This is a genomic window from Mucilaginibacter sp. P1_D10 (assembly GCF_056406215.1).
Genome location: NZ_JBFUAP010000004.1, coordinates 1 through 18,354, shown reverse-complemented (window position 1 = coordinate 18,354; position 18,354 = coordinate 1). Strand labels below are relative to the sequence as shown.

Here is an 18,354-nt window from a genome sequence, read left to right as displayed (position 1 = left end):
ATTAAAGCACGATTTGAAAGCGGCAGAAGAATTTATCAGGATGAGACTAGGCGAGCGGAAGGCTTCCGGCATTTTGCGGACACTAAAGCCGGAGAATAATCTGATAGATTTTTGCAGCAACGATTACCTTGGGTTTGCCCGGTCGCCTACGCTAAAACAGCGTATCGCAGAAGAAATTGCCCGCTACCCTGATAGTTTAAATGGCTCTACGGGCTCGCGGCTGCTATCCGGTAATTTAAGGTATGCCGAAGAGCTGGAACAACATATTGCCCAATTTCACCAGGCTGAAGCTGGTCTATTGTTCAATTCAGGCTATGATGCCAACATAGGGCTGTTCTCCTCAATGCCGCAGAAAGGCGATACCATCATCCACGACGAACTGATACATGCTTCCATTATCGACGGTGCAAGGTTGAGCCATGCCAATCGGTACACCTTTCGCCATAATGATTTAGAGAGCCTGGAGGCCAAACTAAAGCAGTCCAAAGGCAATTGCTATGTGGTAATCGAAAGCGTTTACTCCATGGATGGCGATACCCCTCCCATAATGGAGATATTGCAACTAACTGAACTTTACGGAGCGAATTTAATCGTAGACGAAGCGCATGCCGTTGGCCTCTACCCTGCCGGGCTGATAGCAGAAATGGGGCTGCAGCGCCGCGTTTTTGCCCGCATAGTAACTTTTGGCAAGGCGTTAGGTTGCCACGGAGCAATAGTGCTTGGCAGTAATATGCTGAGGGAATATCTGATAAATTTCTCCCGTTCGTTCATCTACACCACGGCGGCATCGTTCCACCAGTTGGCATCGGTAAAAATGGCTTACGAATTATTGGCGGATGCGGGTAACGAAATAGCCTCACTCCATCAAAACATCGCTTTGTTCAAAGAAAACATCATACCCAACACCCGGTTCCCGCTATTGGCGAGCGACAGCGCTATCCAATGCGTGGTTTTAAACAGTAACGAAAATGCGAGGCAGGCAGCCCTGGAACTGCAAAACGCAGGCTTGGACGTACGCCCTATTTTAAGCCCTACAGTAGCCGCAGGTGCAGAACGCATCCGTATTTGCCTGCACGCATTCAATACCGTAGATGAAATGACCCTTTTGACATCAACCCTAAACAGGATAACGCATGCCGGATAAACCTCTATTCATCACCGGTATTGGCACCGGCATTGGCAAAACGCTGGTAGCTGCCATTGTGGTAGAAAAACTAAAGGCCGATTACTGGAAACCAATCCAGTCCGGCGATTTGCACAGCACCGATACCATGTTGGTAAAGAACCTGGTATCTAACCAACAAACCGTTTTCCACCCCGAGTCTTACCGGCTTACGCAGCCTTACTCGCCCCATAAATCGGCAAAGCTGGATGGTATTAGCATCAATGAGAAATCCATCATCGCTCCTGTTACCGATAATTTATTGGTTATTGAAGGCGCAGGCGGACTCATGGTGCCGCTGAACGACCATTTTTTGATAATCGATTTAATAAAGCAACTTGATGCGGAAGCGATATTGGTATCGCAAAACTATCTGGGGAGCATTAACCATACGCTGTTATCTGTAGCGATGCTGCAACAACGAGGAATAACGATCAAAGGCATTATTTTTAATGGCAATGCCGATGTGTCATCCGAAGAGTATATCCTGACTTACACCGGCATACCCCTTTTAGGCCGGATACCTATTTTGCCCGATATCAACCCACTAAGCGTTGCTGAGGCTGGTGGGTACCTCGATTTTTAGGAAGAAGAATGTCGAACGCCGAATGTCCAATTTCGAATAATGAAGTAAAAGTTGTCATTATTCGAAATTCAATACGGGGTGTTCGACATTTTTTTCTTTTTGAGCCTGTTTCTTCCCGAAGCGACTGGCTTGCAGGCGATCGTAATCTTTTACGTAATCCGGGTGCTCCGTGCCCATCAGGCGGTCCCACACCCTAAAGTACAATCCATAATTGCCCCTGAACTTACTGTGATGTATGTTATGATACACGGATGTATTGACAATCTGGAACAGGAACGAGCCCCGCAGCCATTTGGGCGCTACCTCGTACCCCAGATGCCCGTAAACGTTTATTACGAAACCCACTATAGTGAACCACACTACCACTACGGGATGTATTGGCATCACCAGCACGATGACCAAAAGTACGGCACCCTCAGTCCATGCTTCGATAAAATGGAACGAGTAAGATGCCCATGGCGAGGGATTGGTGCTTTGGTGGTGGGTTACATGCGCGTATTTAAACAAGCTTTTATGGTGAAGCAGGCGGTGCATCCAGTAAAAATACGTATCGTGTATCACCAGGCTTAGCACTAAGCTCACCGGTAGGTACCATAACGGGAAATCGGTAAAAGAATCGTAAAGTTGCGTGTATTTACGCAGCGGCGTAAACAGGATAATATAGGCTATCACCGCAAACACGGCGGAGGTTTGTACAGAGTGCAATATTTCGCGCTTAAAATCGGCGGTGCTTGCCGCACGGGCCTGAATCTTGCCTTTTGCGTACCATTTAGCTATCAGCTTATAAAACACCAGGAAAGGTATGCCTGCCAGCACAAAATAACGGATAGCTGTTATGCTGAAAATGGTAATGATGGGTTGCAATATCTTTTCCATATCTATATATCAATAACCCAAAGTTAGCGCAGGCTACGCAGCAAAAAATTAACAAAAGATAATTAATGCTTTCCTTGCTGCGAAATACGTTTGCGAATGCGGCTTAAGGACACCGGGGTGATACCCAGCAAGGTGGCCAGGTATTTATCGGGCACGCGGTTTACGATGTCGGGCTTCTCGCGAACGAGTTGCTGATAACGTTCTTCTGCCGATAGCAGGATGAAAGATTCTACCCGCGCCATAGATTCGGCTAGCATACCGCGCAAAAAAGATGCCTGGGTTGATGATAGCCTGGGGTTGTTGTTCAATACAGGTAATGCCTTTTCATAGTCAACCTCCATTAGTACGGTATCCTCCAGCGCCTGGTAAATGAAACGAGAGGGCCTCTGATGGATGATGGCATCGTGCGAGGCGATGAATTTGCCCTCCCACTGCAGCAGCAGCGTAAACTCGTCGCCGTTTTCTTTTAAATAATAAGCACGGATCAGCCCCTTGCGTATGTAAGCCAGTTTTTGATGGGTAGCCCCCTCAGCAATATAGATATCGCCTGCGGCCAGCTTGCGTTTATTTGCCAGCTTGAATATATCGTAGATATCCTTGGGGTTGAGCCCTTTGAAAGTGGAAAGGTAAAAGTTTATTTCTTCGGCATCCAGCATTGTTGTTTACCGGCGCTTTACAGGGTGTTGTAATAATCTACCAGTTTACCCAGTTGGGTATCGCTTTTAAAGTTCACCTTGTTGGTTTTGATATAATCTTCTATTTGCGATTGTTTATCGCCAAACGCAGCCAGGAAAGCTTTCTTGTCGTTTTTAACGGGCAATGCTTTGCCATTATTTACCAGGTAGTATTTTGTTTTTTCAATAAAATTCCTGGTTTTTGATGCTGAGCCTATGAGCTGGCTTTCCATAATTACTTTATTGAACCGTTTGATAAGCTGTATTTTACCATTGCTAAGCACCTCGAAGAAGTTAGCGGGCGTGGCACCTTCGATACCCTTATACCCGGACCTGAAATGGCGGGTAAACAGCTCGTCGTTGTCGGTGAGGCTAAGCGTAAATTCCTGTACAGGTAATATAAAAACCATTTCCTCGCCCGATTCTTTATCCTTGAACGATACCACATCATCTACCACATTGTACTTCAGTTGCATGCGCTCTTTACTGCTTTGGCCGTTTACCAGCTTAACATCGCCGGGTTGCCAGGTATCATACAAATAGGCCGAACCCTCTATGTTGGTGTAATCCTGCGTAAGGATGGGCTTATAATCGCGTTGGTGCGCAAACTGGGCACTGGCATTATTTATAGCGGCTAAAAGGAAAAGCGCTGTTGCGAAATGTTTGAAGTTTTTCATTTCAGATAGTATTAAGCGGAAGCATCCGGATGCAAATGCTGTACAGGTGTTAAGTTACTCAACATTAACTGTAAATCAAACTGATTTATTACATAATGCTGCCCCGCAGCCACAATTATGGCCAACAGGCATAGCAATACCCCTTATAGCGAGTTATAGTAATCAACCAATTTGCCTAATTGTGCGTCATCCTTAAAGTTTACTTTGTTGGTTTTGATATATTCTTCCAGTTGGTCATGTCTATCGCCAAGTGCGGCCAGCACCGACTTTTTATCGGTTTTTACAACCGTTGCTTTTCCATCGATAACGAGGTAGTACTTTGTTTTTTCGATGAAGGTGCGTTCTTTCGTTGCCGAGCCGATGGGTTGTTGTTCGAATACGATTTTGTTGTTCCTTTTAAGCAATTGCGCTTTGCCATCGCTCAATACCTCCAGGAAAGCCGTGGGCGCTATACCATCGATATTTTTGAAACCGCTTTTGAAATGCCGTGTAGACGTGCCTACATTAAGCGAAAACTCCTGCACAGGCTCAACAAATTCCAGCTCCTGCCCGGTTTCCTTATCCTTAAAAGAAACCACATCGTTCACCATGTTCAATTTAAGCATCATCGGCTCTTTGTTGCTTACGCCATTGGTGAGGGTAACATTGCCGGTTTGCCAGTCCTCATACAAATAGGGCGTGCCCTCCATATTAGTGTAATCTATCAACTTAACCGGTTTGTAATCGGTATAAAGCTTAAATTGTGCTTTTACGGTTGATGCCAATGCCAGTAAACAAAAAGAAGCGGATAGGATTCTCAGCGTTTTCATAGGTTTTTAATGAATGTGGTGGGTGCCAGGGCTTGTATGCGAAACGGTTAAATTATGCAATTATTAACTATCAATCAAATTGAAATATTGCTTAATATAGCCCCTGCAATCATAATGCATACCTGACATGAAAAATATTACTGTAATAGGCTCGGGCACTATGGGTAACGGCATTGCCCATACCTTTGCGCAAAATGGTTTCAAGGTATCGCTGGTGGATATCAGCAACGAAGCCCTGGAAAAGGCTTTGCAAACTATTGCCGCCAACCTGGACAGGCAAGTAAAAAAAGGAACCATAGATGAGGATACCAAAGCGGCGACCCTTGCCAATATAAAGACATATACCGACGCTTACGAGGGAGCTTCCGATGCCGATTTGGTTGTAGAGGCCGCCACCGAAAACCGGGAAATTAAACTAAAGCTTTTTAAGGAGCTCAGCGACCTGTGCAAACCCGAGGCGATACTAGCATCCAATACTTCTTCTATTTCTATTACGGAAATAGCTGCCGCAACCAACCGGCCCGATAAGGTAATAGGCATGCACTTTATGAACCCGGTGCCCGTGATGAAACTGGTAGAGGTGATACGCGGCTACTCCACTACCGATGAAGTGACTAATACCATTATGCAGCTATCCACCCGTTTAGGCAAATCGCCGGTGGAAGTGAATGATTATCCCGGCTTTGTGGCTAACCGCATTTTGATGCCAATGATAAACGAGGTCATTTACACCTTGTACGAAGGCGTAGCGGGCGTTGCCGAAATTGACACCGTAATGAAACTGGGCATGGCACACCCTATGGGGCCCCTGCAACTGGCCGATTTTATTGGGCTGGATGTGTGCCTGGCCATACTCAACGTATTGCACAAAGGCTTTGGCAACCCTAAGTATGCCCCCTGCCCTTTATTGGTGAATATGGTAATGGCCGGGCAGCTTGGCGTAAAATCGGGCGCAGGATTTTATCAGTACACGGCGGGGAGTAAGGATCTGGTGATAGCGAATAAATTTATAAAATAACTTCCTCGTCATTGCGAGCGAAGCGCGGCAACCCTCGGCAAGCAGAGCCGCCATGCAAGTCCGACCTTTGTGCCGAGGATTGCTTCGTACCTCAATGACGTAGTGGTGAAGTTCCCCCTTCAGGGGGCGGAGGGGGTTCGCCGCTTGGGGCTGGGGGGCTAAACCTTTCCCATTTTCATCTGTCTATACTACTTTAATACATTCTACAGATGAAAACAATATCAAAATTGGGAATAATTTGTGCCTTAGCAGGCTCGGTGTTCCTGTCATCGTGCGCAAGCGAGGGTTATGTTACAGACCAACCTACCGAACCGGTTTACGTGAGGCCTTCAGCACCCTATGCAAATGCTTATTGGGTACCCGGCGAATGGGTTTGGCGCGGCCACCGTTACGTTTACCGCAATGGCTACTACGCCCGCCCGCGTGCCACCCGTGTTTACGTAGAAGGCGCCTGGGTACATACCAACCGTGGCTACGTTTGGCGCAGAGGGCACTGGAGGTAAGGAAAGAATCAAGAGGCAAGAATCAAGAGACAAGACAAAGCCCTTTGTTTTTCGTCAAAGGGCTTTGCATATTTTTATTCCGTCTTAATTTTTTATTCCGTCTTAATTCTTGTCTCTTAATTCTTGATTCTATCTTACCTACATCCTCTCCGGCACATCAATTCCCAACAATCCCATCCCCTTGCTGATGACCTTCGCAGAGGCAGCCGACAGTTGTAGCCTGAATTGCTTTAAGCTTTCGCTTTCAGCTTGCATAATGGGGCTTTCGTGATAGAATTTATTGTAAAGCTTGGCCAGTTCGTAAATGTAATTGGCTACCAGTGCCGGGCTGTGGCCTGCGGCGGCTTCGGCAATCGTTTCGGGGAATTTGCTGAGCAGTACAATCAGGTCACGTTCTACGCCGCCCAATACCTTAGCATCTGTTGCGCTGGTTTGCGGCGAGTAATTCGCCTTGCTCAATACCGATTTGATACGGGCATGCGTGTATTGTATAAAAGGCCCGGTATGCCCCTGAAAATCTACCGACTCGTTCGGGTCGAAAAGCAGGCGTTTCTTTGGGTCCACTTTCAGCAGGAAATATTTTAGCGCGCCCATACCGATTGTGCGGTACAATTTGTTTTTATCCTCTTCGCTAAAGCCATCTACCTTGCCCATGGCTTCGGTGGTTTCGGCGGCGGTGTTAAACATATCGGCCATCAGGTCGTCGGCATCTACTACCGTACCCTCGCGCGATTTCATCTTGCCCGATGGCAGATCCACCATCCCGTAGCTTAAATGGTATAAACCTGTTGCCCAGCTTTTTCCCAGCTTTTGCAGAATGAGGAACAGCACTTTAAAGTGATAATCCTGCTCGTTGCCTACTACGTAGATGGATTCATCCATTTTGTAGTCGCCATATTTGAGCTGCGCGGTGCCTAAGTCCTGCGTGATATACACCGATGTACCGTCAGCGCGGAGCACCAGTTTCTGGTCGAGACCGTCGGCAGTAAGGTCTATCCAAACAGAGCCATCATCTTTCCTGAAGAAAACACCTTTTGCAAGTCCTTCTTCGATAATATCTTTGCCTAATAAGTAGGTATTGCTTTCGTAATAGTACTTATCAAACTCAACGCCAAGAGTTTTATAAGTTTCGGCGAAGCCTGCGTAAACCCAACCGTTCATGGTTTTCCACAGGTTAATGGTAGCCTCATCGCCTGCTTCCCACTTTTGGAGCATTAGTTGGGCTTCTTTTATCAGCGGGGCGTTCTTTTTGGCCTCCTCTTCCGTTTGGCCCTCTTCTACCAGCTCCAGTATCTGTTGCTTGTAGGCTTTATCGAACCAAACATAGTATTTGCCTGCAAGGTGGTCACCTTTCAGTCCTGAGCTTTCGGGCGTTTCGCCCTCGCCGAACTCGCGCCAGGCCAGCATGCTTTTGCAGATGTGGATACCCCTGTCGTTCACTAGGTTGGTTTTGATTACCTCGTAACCCGCAGCATCCAGTATCTGCGCTACCGAGAACCCTAAGAGGTTGTTGCGGATGTGCCCTAAATGCAACGGCTTATTGGTATTTGGCGAGGAATACTCCACCATCACCTTTTTACCGTTGGGTTTGGCTACGGCAAAATCATCAGCCAATATTTCATCATGCAGCTTACCCAGCCAAAAGCTATCGGCAAAAGAAATATTTAAAAAGCCTTTGATAACGTTAAAGGCAGAAATTTCGGGAACGTTATTTTGTAGGTATTCGCCAATTTCGCCGCCGGTTTGCTCTGGGCCTTTGCGCGAAAGCTTGGTATATGGGAAGGTAACCAGCGTTACCTGGCCCTCAAATTCTTTACGTGTTTCCTGTAAATTGATATCCTTAGCAGCGATATCGGTTTGGTATAATTCTTTTATGGCCTTAACAACAGCCTCGATAATAAAATCCATCGGGCAAAATTAGCAATAAATGGGGAGGATTTTGATTGGGATGGTTGCGATTTTACCACAAAGGACGCAAAGAAAAAAAACGCAAAGAACCGCAAAGCCTGTCCTGCTTTTTCATTTTAAGTGGAACAAGATAACTAACGCAATGAAGTTAAGCTTTTTTATAATCTATTCTTTTGATTCTTTAACCAGTTTGCAAAGCCCTTTGCGTCCTTTGCGCTCACCGACGCGCTAATTCTTTGTGGCCTTTGCGGTAAAATAACCACGCTGCAAAGTTACCCGCTATTTCCTCATCTATGAACCATCAACTTAAATTAATAGCTTTGTTTCTCTTACAGCCTTCTATGATTTTAAATACCGACGACTTCAAGCTCGATGTAACTTCCGAAATTGGCAACCTACGCGTTTTATTGGTCCATAGCCCCGATAGCGGCCTGGGCAAAGTGGTGCCCTCAAAAGCGCAGGACTGGCTTTTTGAGGACATTGTACACCTGGATACCATGCGCAGCGGCGAGTACGATTACTACATCAAGCTGCTGATGTACTTCCTGGACCCTGCCAAAATAAAAGGCAAACTGGCCGATATAGATAACCAGGAGAATAAACGCGATTTTTTCAAGCCCGATAACGCAGGTTTCCATAACTCTGCCAAAGTGGTGGAGATACAAACCCTGCTAAGCGACATCCTGGAGCAAAAAGATATCCGTAAAAAACTCGTGGCAGCGGTTTGCGCCATAGAGGGCTGTACCTACCGCCTGCAACTGCAGTTGATAGATATAGAACCTGTAGAGCTGGCCAAGATATTCATATCCGGCTCGCTGACGGACGATCAGATGATTTTCGCCCCTATACCCAACATGATATTTACCAGGGATATCGGCATCGCCATCAACAACCACATGCTGTTGAACAAGCCAGCTAAAAAGGCCCGTGCCCGCGAAACCCTGTTGGCACGCTATATATTCTTCAATCACCCTTTGTTCGAAGGCTATCGAAATAACATTTTGGAGATACCCGATACCGTGCAGCACTTCCTTCGCCCCGGCGAGGAGCAAGAAAGCAAAACCACCCTGGAAGGTGGCGATGTAATGATGGTTGCCCCCAACCACCTGCTGATTGGCTGGAGCGAACGCACATCTGTTAGCGGTGCCAACGAAGCAATTAAACTATTGTTCGATAACGATGTGGTAGAAAAAGTCACCATTGTAAAAATACCGCACAAGCGGGATTACATGCACATCGATACCGTTTTCACCCAGGTGAAGCGCAATGTTTGGGTGTTGCTGCGCTCGCTCACCATCACCGAAACCTTACAGGAAGATGCTGATGCAGTTGGCTGGTTTGCCGACAAAAAAAACAAAGATAAGCCCGAGCTCGTACAGTTTCGCAAGGGAAAAAAACCAAAGACATTTGCCACGCTGGAGGCGCTGCTGGATAACATCAGCCAGAAAGATTTGCATAGTGAAGAACCCACGCGCTTCATCTACTCGGGCAACGATGTGTTCCCTTACGATGCCCGCGAACAATGGACCGACAGCTGCAACCTGCTGGCCCTTAAAGAAGGCGTGGTTTTAGGCTACGACCGTAACGACAAAACCGTAGAAGCCTTTAAGCAAAGCGGTTTTGCGGTGATCAAAGTGCAGGAACTATTACAGAAATTCGAGGACGACGAACTGGACCCACAAAGCATGACAGATACACTGATCCTGATGCCTTCCGCCGAGCTATCCCGCGCCCGCGGCGGCTTCCATTGCATGAGCATGCCGCTGCAAAGGGATGGGGTTGTCTGAACTGTCTGAACTCGAATTTTATGGAATTAAAAGAATTTACAGAATTAATTTGGCCTACCTTAAAAGCTTCTGTCAATTCTTAAAATTCGTTTAATTCGAGTTCAGACAATAAAACAAAGAATATTTTATGTTTTACATAAAATATTCTTTGTTTTATGAATATTACTTGTATGTTTGCATTATTAAATCAATACAAACATGAAAACTACATCCTGGCTTTTAAAAACTGTAAGAGTTATTTTAACCATATTTTGGTACGGCAATATGGTACTTGCGGTATTTGCCTTTTGCGCACTCACCTGGAAGATTAGCACCGATCATTATACGGAGTTTAGCAACCCGGTGAAATACCCGCAGATAACCAAAGCTGGCCCGTTAACGGCACTTACGCCCGATGTTAGCAACATCACCCTTACGCCCGACCAGGCAACCATAAGAATGCGTTTGATCAACAATTTTAGTCACGTAACAGCGGCTTATTTTTTCCTCTTCGCATTTGAAGGTTTGGTGATGAGCATCATTTACCAGTTGCGGAAATTTTTTGGTACTATCGGGCAAAACGCGCCTTTTACTTACGAGAATGTGCGCCGGCTTAAAATAACGGCATTGTGTTTTTCGCTTACTACAGTCCTCAGTATATTATTGGGCATCAGCACGGCAGTAATTCTAAAAACCAATGTAAAAGAGATGAACCTGATGAATATGGTGTGGGAACAAAGCTTTACCGGGCTAATATTAGGTGCCATGCTGTACATACTGGCCGATATTTTCAAATACGGGTTCGAACTTAAAAAAGAGATTGGAGAGTTTGTATAATGGCAATCATCGTAAACCTCGACGTGGAGATGGCGAAGAACAAAATGTCGCTAAAAGAGCTCGCCGAGCGGCTGGATATCAGCATGACCAACCTCTCGCTCCTCAAAACCGGCAAGGTAAAAGGTGTACGCTTTGATACGCTGGAAGCCATTTGCAGAGAATTGAACTGCAAACCGGGAGATATATTGGATTATAAGGCGGATTAAGTAATATTGTCTGAACTCGAATTCAACGAATTTTAATAATTTACAGAATTAAGAATCTCCTTTTCAATTCTGACAATTCACTAAATTCGTTGAATTCGAGTTCAGACAAAAAACTATGCAAGCCACCAACAACATCCTCATGATACGCCCTGTGAATTTCGGGTTCAACGCACAAACTGCGGAGAGTAACGCTTTCCAAATAAAACAGGCCGACCAGCAAGCCGTGCAGCAAAAAGCACAACAGGAGTTCGACGGCTTTGTAAGCGTACTGAGCGAAAACGGAGTCAATGTAACCGTGATTGAAGATACACCCGAACCGCACACCCCCGATTCCATCTTCCCGAACAACTGGGTGAGTTTCCACGATACCGGCGATATATTCCTGTACCCTATGCAGGCTGTGAACCGCCGCCTGGAGCGACGCGAGGATATCATCGGCCAATTGGAAGATAGTTTCGCTGCCAAACACATCATAGACCTGAGCCGCTTCGAAGCCAAAAACCAATTCCTGGAAGGTACCGGCAGCATGGTGTTAGATCGCGAGAATAAAATCGCTTACGCCTGCCTTTCCCCCCGCACCGATGCCGAAGTACTGAAAGCCTTTTGCGATTACACCGGCTACAAAGCCGTCACCTTTGATGCCTTCGACCAGCAAGGCAAGGCTATTTACCATACCAACGTATTGATGTGCGTAGGCAGCAAGTTCGCGGTAATTTGTTTGGATAGCATTACCGATCTGTACCAAAAGCTTGCAGTTATTCAATCACTAAAATCAACAGGGAAACAGGTTATCGAAATCACCTTTGAGCAGATGAACAAATTCGCAGGCAATATGCTGGAGGTGATGAACGCGGGTGGGGATACTTTGATTGTGATGTCGCAAACGGCTTATCAATCCTTAACCGATGCGCAGCGCAATACCCTGTCTGTATTTGGCAAATTGGTTTACGCGAACATCAACACTATAGAAACCAACGGAGGCGGCAGCGCAAGATGCATGATGGCCGAGGTACATTTGGAGCAACTATAACCGCAACTTTATCAGGACTACTTACATAAAGGTGTTCCACTTTCCGCAGAAAAAGTGTTCCACTTATTCTTGTAGCATTTATTTAACTTATTAATAATAAGACTATTGCGTACTTTACCTAAAGCTCAGGGATGTTCCAAAGTGTTCCGCAAAAAAATGCAACTATTTGATAATCAACGATTATTTAAAAAACAGTGTCCCACATTCAAAGTGGAACACTTTAGGCTACAAGCCTGCATAGGGTTTACACTTGGTCTTCCTAAAAAAGCCCCTAAACCGATAGCGGATGGTATCAAGTTTTACAAAAATGCCAACTGGGAATTCGAGGCTTATACATTCAAGAAAGGGTATTGAGGACAACAGTAATTAGCTTGCTTCGGCCAGCTTTTCATTCTCCAGCAATTTTATCAATGCCTTTTCAGCGATATTCAGCTCGGCCGATTTTACGTCCTGCTTCTCGTCGAGCCCGCTGATGTATTTAAAGATTGTACCCTCTTCGTAGCTTTTTATCACGGTGGGGTGCACATAATATTTTTTGCAAACCGTGCGCGTGTTGCCCAGGTTTACGGCTACCTCATCCAGCACGCTTAGTATTTTTTTGCGGCACTCGGTAACGTTGTCAAACTCGCCGGCTTGTTTAAAGGCATATAACGCACTCACGCTGCCCGCCCAGGTGCGGAAATCCTTAGCGGTAAAATCCTCGCCTGTTATGTTCTTAAGATAGTTATTTACATCGCCCGAGCCAACTGCACACCGGTTGCCGTCTTCATCGTAATATTGGAACAGCTCGCGCCCCGGTATATCGCGGCATTGCTTAACCAAATTAGCCAGCCGCCTGCTTTGCAGTGCTATTTTATGGAAAACGCCTTTTTTACCCTTAAACTCAAAATTGAGGCGTGTGCCTTCAATCTTTACATGTTTATTCATTAAAGTGGTAAGGCCAAAAGAGCCGTATAACTTTTTGTAAGATTCGTTCCCTACCCTTATGCTGGTCAGTTCCATTAGCCTAACCACCAAAGCTACTACCTTCTCGTGGTCGAGGTTGCGGCGGGCCAGGTCCTGGTCTACCCTTTGGCGTATGGCGGGCAAATGTGCCGCAAACATTTGCATGCGGTGATATTTAGATTGATTACGTATTTTATTCCAATACGCATGGTAACGGTATTGCTTGCGGCCGGCAGCATCAGTGCCTGTAAACTGCAGGTGACCGTTCTCGTATGGCGATATCCAAACGTTTGTATAAGCAGGTGGTATCACTAATCGCGCAAAGCGGTTGATCAGCTCCTTATCGCGCACCAGACCGCCTTCGGTATCGTGATAGCTCCACCCTCTACCCGATTTTTTGCGCGTGTACCCCGGCGTAGAATCTGATACATAACGTAAGCCCACGGCTTTTGCTGCAATCTTTGGATCTCGGCCAATTTTTTCGAGTTTTTTTAGGAGGCGGTTCATGGGGTATAGAACAAGCCTTTATTGAATAAGTTTTTTTGTCAGTCAGGAAGTCGGGAAAGTCCGAAAGAATAAAAAGGCCTTCTTGCGCCTTGCTTACCGTCTTTCGGACTTTCGGACTTCCTCCTACAAACTCTTCACAACATATTCCACCTGCTCGGGGTGCACATCCAAATGAGTTACAAAGCGGATGCGGTGGGTATCGGTGCTGTTTGCTTTGATGCCTTTGGCCTCAAGTCGGGCTAAAACAACATCGGCAGGCTCAAGCGTATCAAACAGCACCAGGTTGGTTTCCACCGGCAGTACATTAGTTACCCAATCTTTTTTGGCCAATTCCTCTGCTATGATTTGCGCGTGTTTATGGTCTATTTTCAAACGTTCTACATGATGGTCGAGCGCGTAGATGCCGGCTGCAGCCAGAAAGCCGGCCTGGCGCATGCCCCCGCCTAATACCTTGCGTATGCGGCGGGCGTATTTAATGGTTGCCTTATCGGCCAGTAAAACGGAGCCTACCGGGGCACCCAATCCTTTCGAAAGGCATACGGATATGCCATCGAAATAAGTGCCGTAATCAAGCGCCTTATCGCCTGTATGCGCCAACGCATTGAATATGCGCGCGCCATCCAGGTGCAGCTTAAGGCCTTTGGCCTTGCATAGCTCCGCAATAGGTTTAATGTGCTGCAAGGTATAGCAACTCCCCCCGCCTTTGTTCACGGTATTTTCCAGCACCACCAGGCTGGTATGCGGGTAGTGGATGTTATCTTCGTTTATCTCGGGGGCAATCATCTCCGCCGTAAGTATGCCGCGGTAGCCGTTGAGCAAACGCGTAGATACGCCCGAGTTGAAGGCGATTCCCCCACCCTCGTAACGGTACACATGCGCGGTTTGGTCGGCAATCAGTTCGTCAAGCGGTTGGGTAAAGCATTTTATGGCGATCTGGTTGGTCATGGTGCCGCTTGGGCAAAAGATGGCTGCCTCCATCCCAAACATGGCAGCGGCTTTTTCCTCCAGCGCGTTTACGGTTTCGTCCTCGCCTAATACATCATCGCCCACTTTGGCGCTCCACATCGCTTCGAGCATACCTGGGGTAGGTTTGGTTACGGTATCGCTGCGTAAATCAACAGTCATCATAAGTTAAAAATCCATTATATTTGGTTCAAATATCTAAATCTTATGCGAAGAATTTTACTCTTATTGTTTATTTCAAGTTTGTCGTTTTCGGTCTATGCTCAAATAGGGAAATGGACTCCCGGTTGTTATTATCTTTTAGACAGCAGCAAAGTTTGCGGCATTATTAAATGGAACGAAGGCGATAATATCCAATTTAAGACTACTGATACAGCAGGGAAAGTAAAGATTAAGACAACAGATTTAAAAGCATTTGTAATTAAAGCAGATAGCTTTGTAATATCACATAACCCTGATTTGCGCAAATATCCGGTGTTAATGGTTACAATAAATACCCCTCTTAAATTATACATAAATTTAATAGAAGTTACATCCGCGTCGGGCTTTGGCGGCTATAGCTCGGGATACGCCCCACGCTATTTTTACGGCTCTAATCCAAACGATATAAAGAAGATAAGCAGGAAAAACTTTATCGAAGTAATGACCCAAATATTGGCTGGCAACGAATTCTTCGTGGAAGCAATTAAGGATGGACGATATAGTTATGATTTCATGGGGGAGCTTTTATTGGCTTACGATACGGCTAAGCAAAGAGGATTATTAAACAATGCCAAATAATTATCTGCTTTCTTTATTCGTGATACAGTGTAGTGAAAGCGCAACTAACTTTAATAACCTTATATAGTGGGCGACCTGATTTATTTACCGGAATTAGCTGAAATAGAGAAATTTAAATTAACAACTTCTAAGAAATGCGCAATAATAAAATATATAAATTAACATTGGCGATTTTTCTTGTATCGTGTAATAGCTTATATGCCCAAATATGGCAACCCGGTTATTATACCGATGTAAGCGGTGTTAAATATTACGGCATCATCCGCCCATGCCCCGGAGGTAAGGGCCCATTTCCGGGCGAGGGTTACATCGAATTTAAAGACTCAGAAAAGGGAGAGGTTATGCCTTTAACCACCCGTGATGTGCAGTGGTATGTAGCCGGCAAGGATAGTTTCGTGGTAGCTAAACAACCGGCCAAAGGCAAGTGGAGCAGCAACCCAACCGATTTTGTACGCGTGGTAATGAACGAAGAGGTTAAAGTTTACGCCCTGCGAGTGGCCGATGGCAAGCCTGCAACCTACAAAGGCAGTGGCCATACCCGCAAAACCACTACTGCTGAAAGGTTGATTATTGGAGGGCTCTCCGCCGACAGGAACAGCGCGATTGCCCAAAACCCAACGGTTACTAAAGATGGCTTATATAAAGGCGCAGCTAATTATACGTTACCGGTATATCCGGCGGTTATATCTTCGGGCCCATCAAACCGTGGCAGCAGTTACAACAAATGGTATTACTACGGCAACAGCCCAAACGAAATGCAGTACGTAACCGACGAGAATTTCCAAGAAATGATAAGAGTTGTAATGCAGGCACAGCCGAAGCTTGTTGAATATATTAAAGCCAATCCTTTCGGGCTGGACAATATTGAACAGCTTATTGCGTATTTTTACAAAACAAAAGCCGAGGGGAAATTATAACCCGGCTTTTTAGGAAAACAAGAAAATTAACAATGTATTCTTTAAAAAAATATATTTCCCTCGCGGCAGTTATTCTTTTAACAAACCTTAGTGCTTTTGCCCAAAAATGGCAGCCCGGCTATTTTATAGATGTAAAAGGCGTTCGGTACGATGGATTCATCATCCCCAATCCTGCCGGTACCGGCCCCATCAAGAATGAGGGCTTCATAGAGTTTAAGGATGCCGATAAATCTACCCCCTACAAACTAAGCACCAGCGATCTGCAGGCCTACGTGGTGGGCAAGGATAGCTTCGTGGTGGCCCACGCCCCCGGCAACGAAACCTGGGCAAAAAAGGAGCTTGATTTCGTACGCGTATTGGTGAACGAAGAAACCAGGATATACGCCACGCGTGGCGCGGGCAGCGGTAGCGGTACGGGTAAAAAAGTATCATTTTCGCCAACCGTGGGCCTTAGCACGGGCGGCGGCGGTTACGGCGGTGGCCTGGGTGGCGGCCTGGGCATAAATCTTGGCGGTGGTGGTGGTGGCGGCAAAGGCGATAAATCGCAGCTAAGCTATTATTACGGCACTAATACGGCCAACATGCGGCACCTTACCGAAGAGAATTTTGTAGACGTGATGAGCGAGGTGATGGGCGACGAGCCGGAGGTGGTGGAGCAGCTGCGCGCAGGGCATTTCGGGCTGCGCAACATCGACAAACTGGTTGATTATTTTAACAAAGTAAAGGCGAGCCACAGGTAGTGAGTGGTGAATAGATCAACCAGATTTGTCAACTTTTAAAAAGTTGACAAATCTTACCCCACCTAATATGAAAAAATCGATAGCGATAGATATGGACGGCGTTATTGCCGATGTTGACCAGCATTTTCTAAACCTGTACCATCGCGAATACGGCGTGCTTTTCACCAAAGATGATATCGCCGGCAAAACCGAGGATACCCTGTTCCCCGAGGCTGGTGCTGCACGCAGATTTGCCTTTACGCCGGGTTTCTTTTTAACCGCCCCTGTAATGGAAGGCGCTGTTGAAGCCGTTCAAAAGCTGATGGATACCTACGAGGTGTATATCGTTTCGGCGGCGATGGAGTTTCCGCTGAGCCTTACCGAAAAGCACGAATGGCTACGGCTCAACTTCCCCTTCATCAGCTGGCGCAATATTATCTTCTGCGGCGATAAAAGCATCATCAACACCGATTACATGATTGATGACCACCTCAAAAACCTCGATAACTTCAAAGGCAAAACCCTCATGTTTCACGCCTTCCACAACGTGAGTTATAACCACCACGAACGGGTGAATAACTGGGATGAGGTGCTGGCGATACTTAACACGATTTAAGGATTTAGCGATTAAGCAGGATTTGTTGTGGCCCAAATCAAAATCGTGTTAAATCTTTAAATCCCTTAATCGTGTTTTGCTTTCTCCCCCAACGAAAACCAATTCCCCGAATCATCTTTAAACAACGCCTCAAATCCGTAAAACTCTTTGGTGGGCACTTTGGTGAATTCCACGCCTTTGGCTTTTAGTTCTTCGTAGGTGGCCAGCAAATCGTTGCATTCGAATACGCCGAAACCGAAGGTGCCTTTGCTCACCAGATCGCGCATTTGGGCAGCAGCCTCTTGTTTGAACATCATGCTCTCGCTTATGGCCATCAGGGTAATTTCCAGATCGGGTTGATCGGGCGGGCAAACGGTGAGCCAGCGCATGCCGGGACCCATGCTGGCATCGGTATGTACCTTAAAACCCAGTTTGTTTACATAAAAATCGTAGGCGCTATCCTGGTCGAGCACGAAGATGCTCACGTGGTTAAGTTTGGTAATCATGTCGTTTTTAGTTTATGGGATAAAGATGCGGTTAGACGACGAGATTGGGTTATCGAAAATTGCGGAATTTGTCTGAACTCGAATTTTTCGTGTTTAATTGATTTAAAATGGCACTCAAGAGGGCTACGCCGTTTTAAGGAATTATTTGAATGGACAGAATATTTGCAAAACCGAACGTTATCGGGTTAAATTCTATAAATTCTTTTAATTCCTTAAAATTCGAGTTTGTCTTGTCCTAAGAAAGGTTGACAGTATTTTATAAAGATAAAACTATTATTGTTTGTTTGCCGTGTTAGGATGTGGGGAACGCGGAGCGTTGTCCACATCCTAACACGTCCACATCCTAACACGTTTTTCTTTTTTTGCTTCT

Annotated in this window: 20 protein-coding genes; 12 read left to right on the top strand and 8 right to left on the bottom strand. The window is 46.0% G+C overall.

What is annotated here, in order from left to right; genetic code table 11:
- Positions 1-40 precede the first annotated feature (40 nt).
- Both AC1DYT_RS06845 and bioD read left to right on the top strand, forming a co-directional pair.
- Positions 41-1,144, top strand: coding sequence for an aminotransferase class I/II-fold pyridoxal phosphate-dependent enzyme (locus AC1DYT_RS06845; RefSeq protein WP_477468890.1), 1,104 nt, complete (start codon positions 41-43; stop codon positions 1,142-1,144).
- Positions 1,134-1,748, top strand: a complete 615-nt coding sequence (gene bioD / locus AC1DYT_RS06840; protein ID WP_477468889.1) for a dethiobiotin synthase — start codon at positions 1,134-1,136, stop codon at positions 1,746-1,748. Before AC1DYT_RS06845 ends, bioD begins: the two co-directional genes overlap by 11 nt.
- A gap of 57 nt (positions 1,749-1,805) precedes the next feature.
- Here the strand turns inward: bioD and AC1DYT_RS06835 are convergent, their stop codons facing one another.
- The 4 genes from AC1DYT_RS06835 to AC1DYT_RS06820 all read right to left on the bottom strand — a co-directional run bounded on the left by AC1DYT_RS06835 (position 1,806) and on the right by AC1DYT_RS06820 (position 4,784).
- On the bottom strand, positions 1,806-2,624 hold the full coding sequence (locus AC1DYT_RS06835) for a sterol desaturase family protein (RefSeq protein ID WP_477468888.1): 819 nt from the start codon (positions 2,622-2,624) through the stop codon (positions 1,806-1,808).
- 62 nt (positions 2,625-2,686) lie between these two features.
- Complete coding sequence (locus tag AC1DYT_RS06830; RefSeq protein ID WP_477468887.1) at positions 2,687-3,280, bottom strand: Crp/Fnr family transcriptional regulator; 594 nt, start codon at positions 3,278-3,280, stop codon at positions 2,687-2,689.
- 17 nt (positions 3,281-3,297) lie between these two features.
- The gene (locus AC1DYT_RS06825; protein WP_477468886.1) at positions 3,298-3,975 is read right to left on the bottom strand and encodes a hypothetical protein; all 678 of its coding nucleotides are present in this window, start codon (positions 3,973-3,975) and stop codon (positions 3,298-3,300) included.
- Between the two features lie 143 nt (positions 3,976-4,118).
- The gene (locus AC1DYT_RS06820; protein ID WP_477468885.1) at positions 4,119-4,784 is read right to left on the bottom strand and encodes a hypothetical protein; all 666 of its coding nucleotides are present in this window, start codon (positions 4,782-4,784) and stop codon (positions 4,119-4,121) included.
- Positions 4,785-4,911: 127 nt separating this feature from the next.
- Between AC1DYT_RS06820 and AC1DYT_RS06815 the strand changes: the two genes are divergently transcribed.
- Both AC1DYT_RS06815 and AC1DYT_RS06810 read left to right on the top strand, forming a co-directional pair.
- Complete coding sequence (locus tag AC1DYT_RS06815) at positions 4,912-5,802, top strand: 3-hydroxybutyryl-CoA dehydrogenase (protein WP_477468884.1); 891 nt, start codon at positions 4,912-4,914, stop codon at positions 5,800-5,802.
- Between the two features lie 209 nt (positions 5,803-6,011).
- The gene (locus AC1DYT_RS06810) at positions 6,012-6,305 is read left to right on the top strand and encodes a hypothetical protein (RefSeq protein WP_477468883.1); all 294 of its coding nucleotides are present in this window, start codon (positions 6,012-6,014) and stop codon (positions 6,303-6,305) included.
- A 138-nt stretch (positions 6,306-6,443) separates the two neighbouring features.
- Here AC1DYT_RS06810 and argS read toward each other — a convergent pair whose 3' ends face one another.
- Positions 6,444-8,213 carry an arginine--tRNA ligase gene (argS, locus tag AC1DYT_RS06805; protein WP_477468882.1) on the bottom strand — a complete coding sequence of 590 codons (1,770 nt, stop codon included), beginning with the start codon at positions 8,211-8,213 and terminating at the stop codon, positions 6,444-6,446.
- 341 nt (positions 8,214-8,554) lie between these two features.
- Between argS and AC1DYT_RS06800 the strand changes: the two genes are divergently transcribed.
- The 4 genes from AC1DYT_RS06800 (at position 8,555) to ctlX (ending at position 12,052) form a co-directional block, all read left to right on the top strand.
- Entirely contained in the window at positions 8,555-10,000 is a 1,446-nt protein-coding gene (locus AC1DYT_RS06800; RefSeq protein WP_477468881.1) for an arginine deiminase family protein, read from the top strand.
- A 198-nt stretch (positions 10,001-10,198) separates the two neighbouring features.
- Positions 10,199-10,816 carry a DUF2975 domain-containing protein gene (locus AC1DYT_RS06795; protein ID WP_477468880.1) on the top strand — a complete coding sequence of 206 codons (618 nt, stop codon included), beginning with the start codon at positions 10,199-10,201 and terminating at the stop codon, positions 10,814-10,816.
- On the top strand, positions 10,816-11,022 hold the full coding sequence (locus AC1DYT_RS06790) for a helix-turn-helix domain-containing protein (protein ID WP_294944429.1): 207 nt from the start codon (positions 10,816-10,818) through the stop codon (positions 11,020-11,022). Before AC1DYT_RS06795 ends, AC1DYT_RS06790 begins: the two co-directional genes overlap by 1 nt.
- Before the next feature lie 115 nt (positions 11,023-11,137).
- Positions 11,138-12,052 carry a citrulline utilization hydrolase CtlX gene (gene ctlX / locus AC1DYT_RS06785; protein WP_477468879.1) on the top strand — a complete coding sequence of 305 codons (915 nt, stop codon included), beginning with the start codon at positions 11,138-11,140 and terminating at the stop codon, positions 12,050-12,052.
- A gap of 366 nt (positions 12,053-12,418) precedes the next feature.
- Here the strand turns inward: ctlX and AC1DYT_RS06780 are convergent, their stop codons facing one another.
- Positions 12,419-13,504, bottom strand: coding sequence for a DNA topoisomerase IB (locus AC1DYT_RS06780; protein WP_477468878.1), 1,086 nt, complete (start codon positions 13,502-13,504; stop codon positions 12,419-12,421).
- 123 nt (positions 13,505-13,627) lie between these two features.
- On the bottom strand, positions 13,628-14,632 hold the full coding sequence (locus AC1DYT_RS06775) for a threonine aldolase family protein (protein ID WP_477468877.1): 1,005 nt from the start codon (positions 14,630-14,632) through the stop codon (positions 13,628-13,630).
- Positions 14,633-14,674: 42 nt separating this feature from the next.
- Here AC1DYT_RS06775 and AC1DYT_RS06770 point away from each other — a divergent pair, with 42 nt between their 5' ends.
- The 4 genes from AC1DYT_RS06770 (at position 14,675) to AC1DYT_RS06755 (ending at position 17,499) form a co-directional block, all read left to right on the top strand.
- Positions 14,675-15,247, top strand: a complete 573-nt coding sequence (locus AC1DYT_RS06770; RefSeq protein ID WP_477468876.1) for a hypothetical protein — start codon at positions 14,675-14,677, stop codon at positions 15,245-15,247.
- A 164-nt stretch (positions 15,248-15,411) separates the two neighbouring features.
- A complete protein-coding gene (locus AC1DYT_RS06765; RefSeq protein ID WP_477468875.1) occupies positions 15,412-16,164 on the top strand; it encodes a hypothetical protein in 753 nt (250 codons plus the stop codon).
- 32 nt (positions 16,165-16,196) lie between these two features.
- Positions 16,197-16,904 carry a hypothetical protein gene (locus AC1DYT_RS06760; protein ID WP_477468874.1) on the top strand — a complete coding sequence of 236 codons (708 nt, stop codon included), beginning with the start codon at positions 16,197-16,199 and terminating at the stop codon, positions 16,902-16,904.
- A gap of 67 nt (positions 16,905-16,971) precedes the next feature.
- Positions 16,972-17,499 (top strand): 5' nucleotidase, NT5C type, encoded by a 528-nt coding sequence (locus AC1DYT_RS06755; protein WP_477468873.1) that lies wholly within the window; start codon positions 16,972-16,974, stop codon positions 17,497-17,499.
- Between the two features lie 65 nt (positions 17,500-17,564).
- On the opposite strand, the gene AC1DYT_RS06750 is transcribed toward AC1DYT_RS06755, so the two are convergent.
- Positions 17,565-17,984, bottom strand: a complete 420-nt coding sequence (locus AC1DYT_RS06750; RefSeq protein ID WP_477468872.1) for a VOC family protein — start codon at positions 17,982-17,984, stop codon at positions 17,565-17,567.
- Between the last annotated feature and the right edge of the window lie 370 nt (positions 17,985-18,354).